Source organism: Anaerofustis stercorihominis DSM 17244, from assembly GCF_000154825.1.
GTDB lineage: Bacteria > Bacillota > Clostridia > Eubacteriales > Anaerofustaceae > Anaerofustis > Anaerofustis stercorihominis.
The window spans coordinates 387977-402909 of record NZ_DS560019.1 but is presented as its reverse complement, the minus strand read 5'-3'; the positions used below and the strand labels follow the sequence as shown (position 1 = coordinate 402909).

Here is a 14933-nt window from a genome sequence, read left to right as displayed (position 1 = left end):
AAAAAAACTTGTAGTTGCAATCAAAAGTTGGTAGAAAATAATTCATTCAGACAGTATCATTAGGGCAGAAAGAAGGTGGATAAAATGAATTTCAACACAAACTTACAAAACTTAAGAAAGATACATAACTTATCCCAAGAACAGCTTGCGGAAAAACTTGATGTATCAAGACAGGCCGTATCAAAATGGGAAAACGGTACATCATATCCCGAAATGGATAAATTACTTATTTTATGTGATATATTCTCCCTTAATATGGACGAACTTGTAAAAGGAAATATATCTTTGGATGATAATAGTTTTAAGGAAGATAAGGCTCTGTATGAGAATGCTCAAAATAAGTTTTCTAAAATGATAACCCTAGGAGTATTCTTGATTCTTCTTGGTGTAACGATAATGAGTATGTCCGATGGATTGATTAACGGAGGAAACTTCTTTATAAATACCTTTAGTTCAATATCTACTATATTATTTTTTATTTTGGTTACGATAGCGGTATTCATATTTGTTTATTTTGGGATCAATCATGCTCATTTCGTAGAAGAACACCCTTATTTTGACGATTTCTATACAAAAGAAGAAAAGAGTGCTTATAACAGATTATTTGCCGGAATGATGGCTGTAGGGGTGGGTATCATATTGGTTGCCGTTACTATTCTGGTAGGCGTTGAGGAAATCTTAAAAACCGATGTAGATGATATCCCTGCTGCTATCGGGTTGTTTATGTTTATGATAACAATAGCTGTAAGTATATTTACATACTTTGGAATGCAAAAGGCTAAATATGATATAAATGACTATAATAAAGAAAATAAACATCATGATATATACTCACCTGAAAAGAATTCACTTATAGGCAAAGTTTCGGGAGTAATAATGCTTATTGCTACTTTTATATATTTAAGCTTGGGCTTTATTTGGAACTTATGGCATCCCGGCTGGGTCGTATTTCCTTTAGGTGGCGTGCTTTGTGCTATAGCTACGATAATTATTGGTGATGATAAATAAAAACATGAAATCAATAAAAAAGAACCTTTCTTAAATAGGGTTCTTTTTTATATGAGCATACCTATCAATGCACTCAATATTCCTATTAACGCTCCGACAGACACGTCTTTTATAAAATGTACTCCGCCGATAACTCTTATAATTGCAAGCAATACGCCTAATATAATGATTAGCGTTCCGTAAGGAATATATATAAATAAGCCGGAAGTTCCTATTACAAATGCGGAAAATACATGTCTGCTGGGAAATGATTTGCCTTTTGTATCTTTGTTGAGTATCGGTTTTATATCAAATATTTCATATGGTCTTTTTGCATCAAATACTTTCCTAAATATACTTAATAGCATAAAGGGAATTAGAGTAGAAAGTATAAGTCTGATTACACCATGAACATTAATAAAAACAATAATTATAAATATGGGGAATGATATAAATATCAGATTTGTTACTATTTTATCTATTATATTGAGAAAACTTTTCTTATTTTTATCTTTATAAAAGGGTTCATATAATTTTAAATAAAATTCTTTATTCATATATATTACCTAATCGTTTTTAAAATGGTCCTTGACTTTTTTTGCAAGTTCCTCATTCATTCCGTCTACTTTAACTATTTCTTCAATAGATGCATTTTTTAGTTCTTCCATATTTTTAAAATGCTTTAAAAGGTTCCTGCATTTGACCTTTCCGATCCCTTCAATTTCTTCAAGCGTAGTTTTAAGAAAGCTTTTGCTTCTTAGGTTTTTATGATAATCAATAGCAAATCTATGGACTTCTTCGCTTATATCGTTTAATAGTTTTCCGGCAAATTCGAAGTCTCTTATATTTCTTGCTTCTTCATTGTTTTTTACTACTTCTTTTAACTTATGTTTATTGTTTTTCCCAAGTCCCAAAACTTTTATATTAAAATCAAATGTGTCTACTACATTTTTGACCGCATTTACATGACCTATGCCTCCGTCGACAAAAATTACATCAGGAAGAGGTAAAAATCTTGGGTTATCATCATTTTGTTTGAGTTCTTTCTGTGCTCTGTTCAGCCTTCTGAATACCACTTCTACCATACTTCCGTAATCATTTGGACCTTCTATAGATTTGACTTTAAATTTTCTATATGCTTTATAATTTCTTTTTGCTCCGTCAAATACTACCATGACTCCTACGCTGTCCACACCCGAAGTATTGGATATATCATATGCCTCATATCTGAAATTGCCTTCTTTGCTGATATTTGCGTATTTATTTATTTCTTCAACGGCTTTCTTTTCCATCAATGCTTTTTGTTTTTCTTTTCCTATTATATTTTCAAGATTTAATTTTGCATTGTCAGTGGCAAGCTTTAATAGTTTTTTCTTTTCTCCTTTTACAGGTACTTTTATTTCTACTTTTTTAGATTTTAGATTTGTAAGCAGATCCTTAATATTATCTATATCTTCAAATTCTTTTTCAACTAAAATCAAAGGGGGGATAAACGGTGTATTGGTATAGAACTGTTTTATGAATGCGGCCAACACTTCGCTTACATCTTTTTCATTCTGACCTTTTAATATATAATTTTCTCTGCCTACTATCTTTTTATCTCTTAGGGCATAAACTTGTACACAAGCCATATCTTCTGCCATGGCAAGCCCTAAAATATCCATATTGTCCGCATTGGCATTTGATACGTTCTGTTCGCTTTTTAGACCTCTGATTGCAAAAATCTTGTCTCTGACCTTTCCTGCATTTTCAAAGTCAAGGTTCTCGCTGTAGCCGTTCATTTTGTTTTCAAGGCTTTGAATTATCTTAGATGTCTTTCCGTTCAGTATATCTATTATTTCTTTTATATAACGGTTATACAGCTTTGTATCTATATTGCCCTGACATACTCCAAGGCACTGCCCTATATGATAATTTAAGCAAACATTGCCTTTTTTGACTCCGCTTTTAAGTTCTTTTTTACACATAGCTATAGGGTATAACTCATTTATGGTACTCACTGCTTTTTTTGCATATGTTGCATTTGCATAAGGTCCGAAGTATTTATTCCCGTCATTTATATATTTTCTTGTGACGAATAATTTGGGATACTCATCTTTTATCGTTATCTTAATATATGGATAAGTTTTATCATCACGCATTAAAATATTATAGTATGGTCTATACTTCTTTATTAAGTTACATTCCAGTATTAATGCTTCCATTTCGTTATTGGTTATTATATATTCAAAGTCTGCAATGTTTTCAACCATTTTTAAAACTTTTGGTGTATGATTGGAATTTTTTCTGAAATATTGGGTTACTCTATTTTTAAGTACCTTAGCTTTGCCAACATAAATAATAGTGCCGTTTTCGTCTTTCATAAGATAAACGCCGCTGTTTTCGGGGAGTAATTTGATTTTATTATTTAAATTTTTGCTGTATGCTTTACTCATAAAATTTTCACCTATGTATCTTGCTTTTTACACCAAGTTATTATATCATATAACTTGTTTAATTTAAATAAATCGGGAGTATGACATGAAAACTAAATTTAATGAACTTAAAGTCAGTAATGATAAATACGATGTCTATGTAACACAAAAAGTATTTTTTGGATATACCTTAAAAAAATTTTTAAAAGGAACCTTTTACGATATAGTTCAGAAAATCGATATAAACGAAAATCTTTCAAATGAAGAATTAGAACAGATCGCCTACGGCATGCTTGATTAAACAGAGTTTAGCTCTTGTTTTTTTTATAATTTTATTTTATTATGCATATACTATATTTATGGATAATAAGAAAAAAGGATACTTAGCGACTTTACTCATGAGTTTAATCATGGGTATGCAATATATTTTTATCAAAGATTTAGTGAAACTTTCAAATAATAATGTATTTTTAGTATTAAGCTCAAGATTTTTTGTAGCTTTTATCGTAATGCTTATTATATTCCTTATAAAGAAAAGACCTATCGACTTATCTTTTAAACATAAAGAAATGTTTAAATTATCTTTTTATAATCCCGTTGTTAATTTCTCTTTTCAGACTATTGGAGTTATGATGTGTCCCGTTACAACAGTAAGTGTTCTTATTGCTTTGATACCGATAGCAAATGTTATTGTAAGCTATTTTATGCTACACGAAAAGCTTACGATCAAACAGGCTTCCTGCATGGCGATATGTATTGCAGGAACTATTATAGCCAGTGTGTCTTCTTCCGTTAATAATAACTACCATTTTGCTATAATAGGCGCAGCGTTGATAATAATGTCCATATTCTCGAGGGCAATATATCAGGGAAAGTTTAAACAAATCGGAAAAGATGTGGATTTGAACGATGTTTGTTTTTATCAAATATACTATGGATTTATAATATTTTTGATCATATTACTGGTATTTATGTTCCTTTCTCCTACTCATCAAATAATATCCGTAATAAGAAATATTGATTTTATTTACGGGATCTTGTATCTTGCACTACTTGCTACAATTGCAGTATTTTATTTAAATAACTTTGCTGTGAAAAATATCAGCGTTATAAGTGTAGGGCTTATGAATAATGTTACTGTTTTGGTTTCGACACTTGCGGGAATAATATTCTTATCGGAAACTTTTAGTTATATTCAAGGTATAGGACTTATCATGATATTGATAGGAAGTTTACTGTATTACCATACTAAAAAATAAAAGAAGCAATTATGCTTCTTTTTTTAATATTACTTTTCTTATATTGTCTATAGTATTTTTATGCTTTATTTTTTTTACTTCCTCGCCAAATGCGTACGTTTTAATGATTTCCAGGTCTTTATAATTATTATCTTCCGGTACAAATATATCTTTATTCAATATCATAAAATTTGCATAATAATTTTCGTTGATAATACCCATATCATTTAAATGTTCGGCTTCTTTTGCCTCAATATACAATTCTTTTTTTATTGCGAGGTACGGATACATATTTTCTTCTATTGATTTTTTTACTTTGTTTAACGGGTCTAAATCTGGGAAATGTTCCGCTGCATTTATTATGGTGTCATTATTAATGAGCCTTCTGTTTGATTTTTTCTTTAAATATTTGATAGTACTGTGATGGATCAAATATTCATTTACTCTGTTATTTACACTTTCAGAGTAATTATCTTCTTTTAAAATAATCGTGCTTATACCCTTATTAAGCAAATAATCATTACATTCGGATAATATTTGCTTCTGCGTCTTACTGTCTAAATTACCGAAATAAACTTCTGCTTCTCCCAATGTATTAAACTTTAAATATTTATTATATTTAAATAAAAGAAGAGGAAGCATATAGACATCTTTTACTATAAATGAAGGTATTACAGTTTGATTATATAAATTAATCATTTTACCTACGTCATTTTTTAAGTCTATTTCATCCTCTACATAATTTTCTTTATATAATTTTACAATTTTTCCATCTTTTATTAACATACTTCTGTATATATCATATGGATTTTCAAAAGTATGGATATTCCCATTATAAACTAGGACGTCAAAGTACATGGACTTCCTCCTTTAAATTGATATGTACGTTTATAATTTGGGATTTCCATAGCACTTTCTGCAAACCGGTATGTAGTTTTGATTATCGCCTATTTGAATTTGTTTGCCTGAATAATTGGGTTTGCCGTCAATTATCCTTAAATTCATTGTAGCTTTTTTATTGCAGAACCAGCAGACTGTTTTTATTTCTTCAATTTTGTCTGCATATATAAGTAGATTTATACTTCCTTCAAATAAATTGTTTTGTGAGTCGTTTTTAAGTCCGTAGACTATAACCGGTATATCCATATAATCCACGATTTGAGTAAGATCAAGAACGTGCTGTCCTGTTAGAAATTGACCTTCGTCGATAACTATGCAGTGTATTTCTTCTTCCTGCATTTGTACGATTTGTTTAAAATCAGTATTTTCGTTGAAAGTCATCGCTTCTCTTTTTAAGCCTATCCTTGAACCTACAAAGCCCTCTCCGTATCTGTCATCGAGTTCCGAAGTAAATATCAATACGTTTTTACCTTGTTCTTCATAGTTGTGGGCTATTTTTAATACTTCTATTGATTTTCCTGCATTCATAGTTGAATATCTAAAGTATAATTGTGCCATTGTTTTCTCCGTTTTTACATGTTTATGTTATTGAATATTTCATATTTTGTATAATCAAAATCAATTGCTTTTGCATTTATTTTTCTGGCTAATATATTATATTCTTTGTCTATATCCAAATCATTTAAAGATTGTCTTACTTTATCTTCTCCTATGGATAAGTCGATTACATTTTGAATGTATTTTTGATAGTTTATATTATTGGTGTCTTTAAATTTTTTTAAATATGAATTATTAGAAGTTATTATATTTCCGGATGAGTCTTTTTTTGTATATGATATTTTGCTGATCTTATTATTTTCATAAGTGACCTTTAGTGTTGCATCATATCCGTTTTTGTCATATTTATAGTTTTGTGCGGTATATGTTGTTGCGAAATCAACATAGTTGATATTATTTTTCCCATTTTTTATGCTCTTTAAACCTTCACTCAGTAATTCGTTATATGTTTTATAAACATATTCAAAGTCTTGATTTGTGTTCTTTACATTATCTTGATTTTGAAGGACAGCAGTATTTAAAGTTTTAATATAAAACCATGTTTCGTTATTATTGTTATCGCTCAAATATAATGTTCCGTTAGTTGATAAATAATTAAAATATATACTGGTTAATATTTTATTTTTGACGGTAAGTTTCATATAAGGAGCTTTTGAATCATTATCAAATTTTTCTGCAAATATATAATAATTTCCGTCTACATACTCATGTTTTACTTTGAAATCTTTTATTTTTCCGCTGTCTCTGTCATTTACATTATTTTTACCGCAGGCAGTAAAAATTACTAAAGTTAATATAAGAGCGAGTAGGATAGAAAAAAGTTTTTTCATTTTATATCCTTATTTAAAAGAAATAAATATATCTTTCTTTACTTTCTAAAAACATTTCTTCATATTCACCCATAATATCACTTGAAAATAATTCTATTGCGTCAACTATCTCATCATTACTTCTCAGTATGAGCGGGGGAGATACTGTATACTTCTTATTTACATATATTCCCGAAACATCAAGGAATTCTATATCGTCCGGATTTTTTACTTCTATATTTTCTTTGTTTATATTATCAAGTTCTTTCTTAACGGCTTTAGCCAAGGAAATCGAAGCATCTCTTGGACTTAGCTTTTTTAAGTCATAACCGCTCGCCATTTCAAAGAACAAGTCATTAAATACCTTGTCACATTCTTCTTTCGAATAATCGAAATCATCTAATTCCTCTTCCCAAATAGTATTTTTAAGCCATAACCCCAAAAATACTTCAAGGGGAGTAAATTCTTTATCTTTTCTTGCAATATATATATTTACTCCGCTCCCGTATCCTTCATTTGAAATATATGTTATTCTTTTTATCTTAAGTTTATTTGCTTTCATAAATGAAGAAACAATGATTTCTTTGTTTTCTTCTAATTTTGCTAATTCTCCTAATAACATGATCGTCTCCTTTTTTTATATTATTTTTATTATAGTATAGTTTTTTTATTATTTTGTCATATTTTTATGAAAATTTATTATTTGTTCTAAATATTTATCGGTTAAATAAGCACTTGCAATTTTATTTTTTCCTTTTGTCTTTACTCCGTGAAAATCGCTTCCTCCGCTTATTAAAAGGTTCCTTTCAATAGCTAAATCATAAAAATACTGTCTTTGTTCATTTGAGTGTTTGGGATAAAATACTTCTATCCCGTTTAGACCATAATCCAATATTTCATTATAGTTGTCAACATCTTTAATTAATCCGGGATGAGCCAAGAAGCTTATTCCGCCTGTATTTTTAATTAGTTCTACAGCTTCGGGGATCGTAACTTTTTCATTCTTTACGAAACAAGGCATATCATCTCCAATATATTTAGCAAATGCTTCCTCGGTATTTTTTACGTATTTAAGCTTAACCATTTCTCTCGCAATATGCATCCTGCCTACCGAGGCATCATCAGTATCTTTTTTTATATTGTCATAATCAATTGTTATATTTTCTTTGGCACTTAGTTTTTTTATTATTTCCCTTGCTCTGTTTTTTCGTTTGTTTCTTAAATAAGTCAATTTGTTATTTAATTCTTTGTTTTTATCGTCTATAAAATATCCTAAAATATGAACGCTTTTGTTTTTGTATGTTGTAGAAAATTCTATTCCTTTAATGATTTTTATGTCATAATTATCTTTAAAATTTTCAAAGGCTCCAATTGTGTCATGGTCGGTAATTGCCAATGTATCTACACCCCTAGCTTTACACATAGGTATAAGCTCGTCTATGGTGTTCGATCCATCAGACATTATTGTATGCACATGTAAATCCGCTTTAGACATTTTAGACCTCTTTAATCAATTCTGAAAGTTCTTTTTCGTTTAAGTGATATTCTTTACCACAGAAATGGCATTTTAAAGTAATACCATGATCTTCCTTTAGTATATTTTTTAATTCTTCTTTTCCCAGAGCTAAAATCACTTTTTCTATTTTTTCCTTCGAACAGTTGCATTTATAAACTACATTTTCTTTTCCCGTAATTTCAACTTCGCTGTCGTCGAAAATATATCTTATTATATCTTCGGGAGTTTTGCCTTCGCTAAGTAATGTAGTCATGTATTCTAACCCTTTTATTTTTTCTTCCAAATATCTGATATCTTCTTCCATTGCATCCGGAAGAAGTTGTATGATCAGTCCTCCAGCTTCTTTCACGAAGAAATCTTTATTGTCTACGAGTACCCCCAGTGAGACAACGCTTGGGGTTTGTTCGCTCATTGCGAAGTAATATGTGTAATCTTCCGCTATTTCTCCGCTGACTAAATTTATTTCTCCCACATAGGGGTCTCTTAGCCCCATATCTTTGATCACTTTTAAAGTTCCGTTTCCGACTATCTTTTTTACATCTAATTTTCCTATATCATTTAAATAAATTCCTGTATTAGGATTTATTATATCGCATTTTATTTCGCCTTTTGGGTTTGCCGTAACGGTTACTTTTTTTATCTCTCCGTCACAGTCAATAATGCTCGTAACCATATCATTGTCGTTTTTCATTGTATAACCGATTAATCCAGTAGCCATTAAACTTCTTCCCGCACATGCTGTTGCATTAGGGCTTGAGTTGTGGATTTTTCTCATTTCTTCAACTGTATCTTTTGCTGTTATAACAAAAAATATAATAGGTTTATTTTTAAGATTTCCTCTGATCATATAGTCCATTTTATTTTCACCTCGTTTAAGTAAGTATACTATGTTTATCTTTTTTTTTCAATTTATGTTTTATTTTAGTATGGATTTTATGTATTATAATAAGGGGCGCGGAATCTGCATAGCAGGCGCAGTGCCCCGAAGAATTTATGGATTTGAGGATTTATAATGAAACTGATAGATTTGCACTGTGATACTTTTTCAAGAATGTATGAAAATAATATTTTAAATGTAGAAAATAATGATCTGCATATAGATTTGAATAAACTTATAAAGGCTGATTCCTATCTCCAGGTCTTTGCTTTATTTGATAATAAAGATAAAACCGATTATAAATTAGAAGAATTTAATAAACTCATAGACTTTGCATTTGATTTAATAGATAAAAATAAAGGCAAGTATAATTTAATAAAAAACTATAATGATATTGAAGATACCCATAAACAGCATGTCTTGATTTCCGTAGAAGATATGGGGAGTGTCGACGGCAGTTTTGAAAATATTAAGTATTATTATGACAGAGGGATTCGTATAGGAACTTTAACATGGAATTATGAAAATACATTGGGATTTCCAAATACTATGGATAGTTCATTAGGTCTTAAGAAATTTGGGAAAGAAGCGGTAGAATATATGAATGAACTCGGAATAATAGTTGACGTTTCGCACTTAAATGACGGAGGGTTCTATGACGTCTCGGATATAACTAAAAAGCCTTTTATCTCTTCTCATTCATGTTCACGTGAATTATGCAATCATACACGAAATTTAAAAGATGATATGATTAGAATAATTGCAGATAAGGGTGGAGTTATTGGTATAAATTTTTATAGTTTATTTTTAAATGAACAAATTTCGGGAGCGACAAAAGAAGAATTGGAGCTTTTGATAAAAAATAAAAATTATGAAAAATTAGATGAAATAATAGGTAAACAAGTTAGTAAAAATGAGGATATAGTAAAGCACCTATCTCATATTAAAAATATCGGAGGCAGTGATGTGATAGCTTTCGGTAGCGATTTTGACGGTATAAGCTGCAGTCTTGAAATGAAAGATATTTCAGGAGTCCCTTCATTGATTCCTTTACTTGAAAAAGCAGGGTTTACAGGTACTGAAATAGAGAAATTATATTATAAGAATACTCTTAGATTGTTTAGTGATTGTCTTTAATATAAAATATATATTTAATAAAAGTTTATATTACAAAATAAGAATAAAAAAAGAAAAGCATGTTGCTTTTCTTTTTTACAACCAATTTCTTGGATTTTGCGTTACTCCGTTTGCATGAACTTCAAAGTGACAATGAGGTCCTGTAGAATATCCGGTACTGCCCCCGTATGCTACAGTTTGTCCTCTCCTTACCTTTTGTCCAACGGATACTTTTACACTTGAGTTATGTCCCAGTAGAATGGTTACATGTTTTCCTTTTATTAGTCCCGCATCTATTCCTACGGCGTATCCATATCCGCCATACCAGCCTGCAATAGTAACCCTTCCGTTTGCAGGTGCAACGACACTATCACCATAACTTAAACCGATATCCATTCCCGCATGGTATTTATAAACCCCTGATATAGGATGATACCTGTAACCCTGTTCACTTGTAACATAATAATTACCTGGAGTAGGCCAACCCAGTGAACCATTTCCTGTATTATATATTTCATTTGTTGAGGAACCGCTTTGAGATGCTAATTTATTGCTAAGTTCATTTTGTTCCGCTTCAAGTTTTTCAACTTCTTTTTTTAGGTCTTTAATATCGCCTTTTACATTTGCAAGCTGTGCATTTTTAGCTATTTTTAATGTATCTAAATCATCTTTATTTGAATTTAATTTAGAAATTAAATCTTCTAATTCTTTTTTTTCTTTTGCGATCTTATCTGTTTTTGTTTGTATTTGTTTTTCAACATCTTGAAGTTTTTTTACTATATTTTGATCATAGCTTACAAGTTCCTGGACAGTTATTACCTTGCTTATCAAATCAGAGAAATTTTCTGAAGAAAAAATCAAATCAAGATATCCGGTGTCTCCGTACATATACATGACTTCCATTCTTTCTTTTAAAAGATCTTGATATTTTTTTCTTTCTTCTTTGGCTTTTTTTAGTTCTTTTTTTGCTTTTTCTAAAGATTTTTCCACTTTCGATTTATTGGATTCTTGTTCTTCTATTTTCTTTTCTAGTTTTTCAATTTTTGTATCATAGCTTTCTATTTGATTAGATAAATCATCTGCTTTACTTTTTGAACTATCAAGACTATCTTTTTTGTCTTCAAGTTTATTTTCTACATCTTTTAATTTTTGTTTAGTACTTTTTGCTGTTACGGTACTTTGCGTGAGGGGTAGGGTAAAAACACAAATAAACACTAATATTAATGATAGTATTCTTTTTTTCATTTTACTCTCCTGTCATTTTCAATAAATTTTTTATTTTTGTGCTAAATATTTACATAATTTAATGGATCTACAGCATATCCGTTTTTATATACTGCAAAATGTAAATGCGGACCGGTGGAGATCCCTGTACTTCCGCTGTAGGAAACAACCTGGCCTCTTTTTACTTTTTGTCCTGTTGATACCTTTAGAGAACTGTTATGAGCCAACAGTACCGTTATATGATCCCCGTTTATGTTACCGCAGTCTATAGATACCGCATATCCATATCCTCCGTTCCATCCGGAATAAGTGACTTTTCCGTTTGCGGGAGCTCTTACTGGAGTTCCCGTACTTACACCTATATCAACTGCTCCATGGTTTGTGCTGGCACCTGCGGTCGGTTGGTCTCTATGACCAAAATAACTGGTTATGTTATAATGTCCAGGAACCGGCCATGAAAGAACACCGTCTTTACTGCTTGAACTTGAGCCTCCGCCGGAACTGCTTCCCCCTGTATTGCCGCCGGAATTCCCGTTTCCTTTATCTTTATCCTTGTCATCCTTATCTTTTGAACTGTCATTTCCATTATTGTAATTTACATTGGTTGAGGCTGCACTTTGTGCCGCTATCTTACTGTCCAAATCGGATTTTTCTTTTTCCAGACTAGCTATTTGCTTCTTTAAATCGTCAATTGTACCATTTACATTTTTTAATTCTGAGTTTTTTGCGATTTTTAAGGTATTTAAATCGTCTTTATTTTTAGCTAAACTTTTTATAGTAGTATCAAGCTCTTTTTTGCTACTGGATATTTTAGTAGTTTTAGTTTTAATATCATTTTCTGTATCTTGTAATTTAGATATAATATTTCGGTCATAGCTTACTAAAGACTGAACTGTTATTATTTTACTGATTAAATCAGAGAAATCGGTTGAGGAAAATATCAAATCAAGATAACCCATGTTTCCGTACATATACATGGTCTCCATTCTCTCTTTTAATGCATCTTGATATTTTTTTCTTTTCTCTTTTGCATCTTTTAATTCTTCTTTAGTTCTAATTAAATCTTTCTCTAATGTTGATTGCTTTTTTTCTTGTGCGCTGATGGTATTTGACAACTCAGATATTTTGCTGTCAACATCTTTGATTTCTCCGGATAAATTATCCGAAGTGTTTTTTTCATTATTTAAATTGTTTTTTTTACTGTCTATTTTACTTTTGACGTCGTTTAACTTTTCTTTATCTGTCTTTGCATTTACAGTATTAAATGTAAATGGGGTTGTGAATACAAATGATAATACTAATAAAATTGATACTATTTTTTTATTCATGGCTGTTACCTATACATCTAAGAATTTCCTAATCGAGAAAGCACTTCCTGCTGCACCTATGATTATTCCGTAAACGATAAATAATAATGTTACTTGTCCCATTATTATTCCCGGAGGTGCTATTCCGCTTCCTAGAGGAAGTCCCGTTCCTCCGCCTTGAATAAATCCGATTACATAGTAGTAAATATTTCTTATTATTAGGATAGATACGCTGGAACCCAAAAGTCCGAGGATACTTCCTTCTATTAAAAATGGGAATCTTATAAACCAGTCCGTGGCACCTACGTATTTCATAACCGTAATGTCATTTCTTCTTGCATAAACAGTTAATTTAATGGTGTTATAAATGATAAATATACTCACTATACTTAGAACTATAAATATCACTATACAAACCACACTGGCCATATCGTTAAATTTAAGAAGGTTATCAACAACTTCTTCGCCGTAAACGACATCTTTTACTCCTGAAATATCCTTTGAGTAAGAATACATGTCTTTTAGCTTTGTAGAATCAGTTACTTTAACTATGTAAGATTCTGGAAGAGGATTGTTTTTCCCTTCATATCCGTTTAATAAATAGGATTTATCTCCAAAATCCTGTTTGAAATTTGTAAGAGCATCGTTTTTAGATTCATAAGTTACACTTTTACATAAACTATTTTTTTCTATATTTGTTTTTACACTATCTTTTTGTGCTTGGGTCAGTCCGTCATTAAGATAAACTTTAAGCTCTAAATTGTTTTCAATTTCACCTGTCATAAAGTTTAAATTTAATGCAAAAACGAGGAATACTCCGATAATGATAAGTGCGGCGACTACTGATAAAACAGATGCTACACTCATCAAAGAGTTTCTTTTGATATTTTGAAAAGAGTCTCTTATGAACACCTTTATAGTTGATAATTTAATTGTTATATCCTCCTTTTCTGTCTCCGATTATTTTTCCGTCTTTTAAAAGCACTACTCTTCTTTGCATAGCGTCGACTATTGTTTTATCGTGTGTTGCTATAAGTAAAGTAGTTCCTCTTCTGTTAATGTCATGAAGAAGTTTCATTATCCCTATTGAGGTATGAGGGTCTAAGTTACCGGTAGGTTCATCGCATATAAGTATCTTTGGATTATTTATGATACTTCTTGCAATGGCTACTCTCTGCTGTTCCCCCCCTGATAATTGATTGGGATATTTTCTGGCTTTATCTTTAAGTCCAACCATTTTTAAAACATTTGGGACCCTTTTATGTATTTTATCGGGTTTATGCTGCATAACTTCCATTGCAAAAGCAACATTTTCGTATACAGTCCTGTTTTCCAGAAGTCTGTAATCTTGAAATACTACGCCTACATGCCTTCTTAAAAATGGGACTTGTTTGTTCGTTAAGTTGTTTAAATCATATCCCGCAACGGAGATGTCTCCGTAAGTTGGAGATATTTCTTTTAATATAAGTTTTAAAAGTGACGATTTTCCGGCTCCGCTTTTTCCGACAATAAATAAAAACTCGCCCTTATCAACATTTAAATTAATGTCTTTAAGTGCAGCTTCTTCTCCGCCTTCATATATTAATGATACATTATTTAAAGTAATCATACTTACTCCTATTCTAAATTTAAATAAATACTAAAAATACACATCTAAATATTACACTTTTAATATATTAATAAATAATTAAATAAATTTAGATGTTTTATTAAAACATTATAGCATATTTTGTCGTATTATCAATTATTTTGTCATTTTTTAATAATAGACAGCATCCATTTTATGGCATATATAGGTATATTTTCAAAAATATTAAAGAAAAGAAACAATATGTTGAAGATCAAGTGAAGGATATGTGGATTTATGGCTTTATAAGGAAATAAAATAAAATTATATTATGATATAATATTAATGAAATATTAATAATTTCCATAAAGAATATTAAATATTATGGTTTATAATTTATTTAACACTTGATTAGGGGGA

16 protein-coding genes are annotated in these 14933 nt (G+C 30.3%); 4 read left to right on the top strand and 12 right to left on the bottom strand.

What is annotated here, in order from left to right; translation table 11 throughout:
• The first annotated feature begins 84 nt into the window (after positions 1-84).
• On the top strand, positions 85-1008 hold the full coding sequence (locus tag ANASTE_RS06580; RefSeq protein ID WP_039945283.1) for a helix-turn-helix transcriptional regulator: 924 nt from the start codon (positions 85-87) through the stop codon (positions 1006-1008).
• Positions 1009-1055: 47 nt separating this feature from the next.
• On the opposite strand, the gene ANASTE_RS06575 is transcribed toward ANASTE_RS06580, so the two are convergent.
• Together ANASTE_RS06575 and uvrC are read right to left on the bottom strand one after the other, a co-directional pair.
• The gene (locus tag ANASTE_RS06575; RefSeq protein ID WP_007050203.1) at positions 1056-1544 is read right to left on the bottom strand and encodes a phosphatase PAP2 family protein; all 489 of its coding nucleotides are present in this window, start codon (positions 1542-1544) and stop codon (positions 1056-1058) included.
• 9 nt (positions 1545-1553) lie between these two features.
• Positions 1554-3422 carry an excinuclease ABC subunit UvrC gene (gene uvrC / locus ANASTE_RS06570; protein WP_007050202.1) on the bottom strand — a complete coding sequence of 623 codons (1869 nt, stop codon included), beginning with the start codon at positions 3420-3422 and terminating at the stop codon, positions 1554-1556.
• Between the two features lie 85 nt (positions 3423-3507).
• Between uvrC and ANASTE_RS06565 the strand changes: the two genes are divergently transcribed.
• Positions 3508-3702 carry a hypothetical protein gene (locus ANASTE_RS06565; protein WP_007050201.1) on the top strand — a complete coding sequence of 65 codons (195 nt, stop codon included), beginning with the start codon at positions 3508-3510 and terminating at the stop codon, positions 3700-3702.
• Between the two features lie 58 nt (positions 3703-3760).
• Positions 3761-4660, top strand: a complete 900-nt coding sequence (locus ANASTE_RS06560) for a DMT family transporter (RefSeq protein ID WP_148344972.1) — start codon at positions 3761-3763, stop codon at positions 4658-4660.
• A 9-nt stretch (positions 4661-4669) separates the two neighbouring features.
• On the opposite strand, the gene ANASTE_RS06555 is transcribed toward ANASTE_RS06560, so the two are convergent.
• From ANASTE_RS06555 to hslO, 6 genes are read right to left on the bottom strand one after another with little or no spacing between them, the layout of a single operon-like run.
• A complete protein-coding gene (locus tag ANASTE_RS06555; protein ID WP_007050199.1) occupies positions 4670-5497 on the bottom strand; it encodes a hypothetical protein in 828 nt (275 codons plus the stop codon).
• 30 nt (positions 5498-5527) lie between these two features.
• The gene (locus ANASTE_RS06550) at positions 5528-6097 is read right to left on the bottom strand and encodes a thymidine kinase (protein ID WP_007050198.1); all 570 of its coding nucleotides are present in this window, start codon (positions 6095-6097) and stop codon (positions 5528-5530) included.
• A 14-nt stretch (positions 6098-6111) separates the two neighbouring features.
• Entirely contained in the window at positions 6112-6927 is an 816-nt protein-coding gene (locus ANASTE_RS06545; protein ID WP_007050197.1) for a hypothetical protein, read from the bottom strand.
• A 13-nt stretch (positions 6928-6940) separates the two neighbouring features.
• Positions 6941-7528, bottom strand: coding sequence for a hypothetical protein (locus ANASTE_RS06540; protein ID WP_007050196.1), 588 nt, complete (start codon positions 7526-7528; stop codon positions 6941-6943).
• A 48-nt stretch (positions 7529-7576) separates the two neighbouring features.
• Positions 7577-8401 carry a PHP domain-containing protein gene (locus tag ANASTE_RS06535; RefSeq protein ID WP_007050195.1) on the bottom strand — a complete coding sequence of 275 codons (825 nt, stop codon included), beginning with the start codon at positions 8399-8401 and terminating at the stop codon, positions 7577-7579.
• A 1-nt stretch (position 8402) separates the two neighbouring features.
• Positions 8403-9278, bottom strand: a complete 876-nt coding sequence (gene hslO / locus ANASTE_RS06530) for an Hsp33 family molecular chaperone HslO (RefSeq protein ID WP_007050194.1) — start codon at positions 9276-9278, stop codon at positions 8403-8405.
• A 156-nt stretch (positions 9279-9434) separates the two neighbouring features.
• Between hslO and ANASTE_RS06525 the strand changes: the two genes are divergently transcribed.
• Positions 9435-10436: a dipeptidase gene (locus ANASTE_RS06525; protein ID WP_007050193.1), complete on the top strand. Its 1002-nt coding sequence runs from the start codon at positions 9435-9437 to the stop codon at positions 10434-10436.
• Between the two features lie 75 nt (positions 10437-10511).
• On the opposite strand, the gene ANASTE_RS11420 is transcribed toward ANASTE_RS06525, so the two are convergent.
• From ANASTE_RS11420 to ftsE, 4 genes are read right to left on the bottom strand one after another with little or no spacing between them, the layout of a single operon-like run.
• Positions 10512-11660, bottom strand: coding sequence for a murein hydrolase activator EnvC family protein (locus tag ANASTE_RS11420; protein ID WP_007050192.1), 1149 nt, complete (start codon positions 11658-11660; stop codon positions 10512-10514).
• Between the two features lie 41 nt (positions 11661-11701).
• Entirely contained in the window at positions 11702-12967 is a 1266-nt protein-coding gene (locus tag ANASTE_RS11415; RefSeq protein ID WP_007050191.1) for a murein hydrolase activator EnvC family protein, read from the bottom strand.
• Positions 12968-12976: 9 nt separating this feature from the next.
• Positions 12977-13858 (bottom strand): permease-like cell division protein FtsX, encoded by an 882-nt coding sequence (ftsX, locus tag ANASTE_RS06510; protein WP_052294602.1) that lies wholly within the window; start codon positions 13856-13858, stop codon positions 12977-12979.
• A 16-nt stretch (positions 13859-13874) separates the two neighbouring features.
• Positions 13875-14555, bottom strand: a complete 681-nt coding sequence (gene ftsE, locus ANASTE_RS06505) for a cell division ATP-binding protein FtsE (protein ID WP_007050189.1) — start codon at positions 14553-14555, stop codon at positions 13875-13877.
• Between the last annotated feature and the right edge of the window lie 378 nt (positions 14556-14933).

Coding starts and splice junctions, on each gene's coding strand:
- ANASTE_RS06580 (WP_039945283.1), top strand. CDS start 85: ATGAATTTCAACACAAACTTACAAAACTTAAGAAAGATACATAACTTA.
- ANASTE_RS11415 (WP_007050191.1), bottom strand. CDS start 12,967: ATGAATAAAAAAATAGTATCAATTTTATTAGTATTATCATTTGTATTC.
- ANASTE_RS06545 (WP_007050197.1), bottom strand. CDS start 6,927: ATGAAAAAACTTTTTTCTATCCTACTCGCTCTTATATTAACTTTAGTA.
- uvrC (WP_007050202.1), bottom strand. CDS start 3,422: ATGAGTAAAGCATACAGCAAAAATTTAAATAATAAAATCAAATTACTC.
- hslO (WP_007050194.1), bottom strand. CDS start 9,278: ATGGACTATATGATCAGAGGAAATCTTAAAAATAAACCTATTATATTT.
- ANASTE_RS11420 (WP_007050192.1), bottom strand. CDS start 11,660: ATGAAAAAAAGAATACTATCATTAATATTAGTGTTTATTTGTGTTTTT.
- ANASTE_RS06560 (WP_148344972.1), top strand. CDS start 3,761: ATGGATAATAAGAAAAAAGGATACTTAGCGACTTTACTCATGAGTTTA.
- ANASTE_RS06565 (WP_007050201.1), top strand. CDS start 3,508: ATGAAAACTAAATTTAATGAACTTAAAGTCAGTAATGATAAATACGAT.
- ANASTE_RS06575 (WP_007050203.1), bottom strand. CDS start 1,544: ATGAATAAAGAATTTTATTTAAAATTATATGAACCCTTTTATAAAGAT.
- ANASTE_RS06540 (WP_007050196.1), bottom strand. CDS start 7,528: ATGTTATTAGGAGAATTAGCAAAATTAGAAGAAAACAAAGAAATCATT.
- ANASTE_RS06525 (WP_007050193.1), top strand. CDS start 9,435: ATGAAACTGATAGATTTGCACTGTGATACTTTTTCAAGAATGTATGAA.
- ftsE (WP_007050189.1), bottom strand. CDS start 14,555: ATGATTACTTTAAATAATGTATCATTAATATATGAAGGCGGAGAAGAA.
- ANASTE_RS06555 (WP_007050199.1), bottom strand. CDS start 5,497: ATGTACTTTGACGTCCTAGTTTATAATGGGAATATCCATACTTTTGAA.
- ANASTE_RS06535 (WP_007050195.1), bottom strand. CDS start 8,401: ATGTCTAAAGCGGATTTACATGTGCATACAATAATGTCTGATGGATCG.
- ANASTE_RS06550 (WP_007050198.1), bottom strand. CDS start 6,097: ATGGCACAATTATACTTTAGATATTCAACTATGAATGCAGGAAAATCA.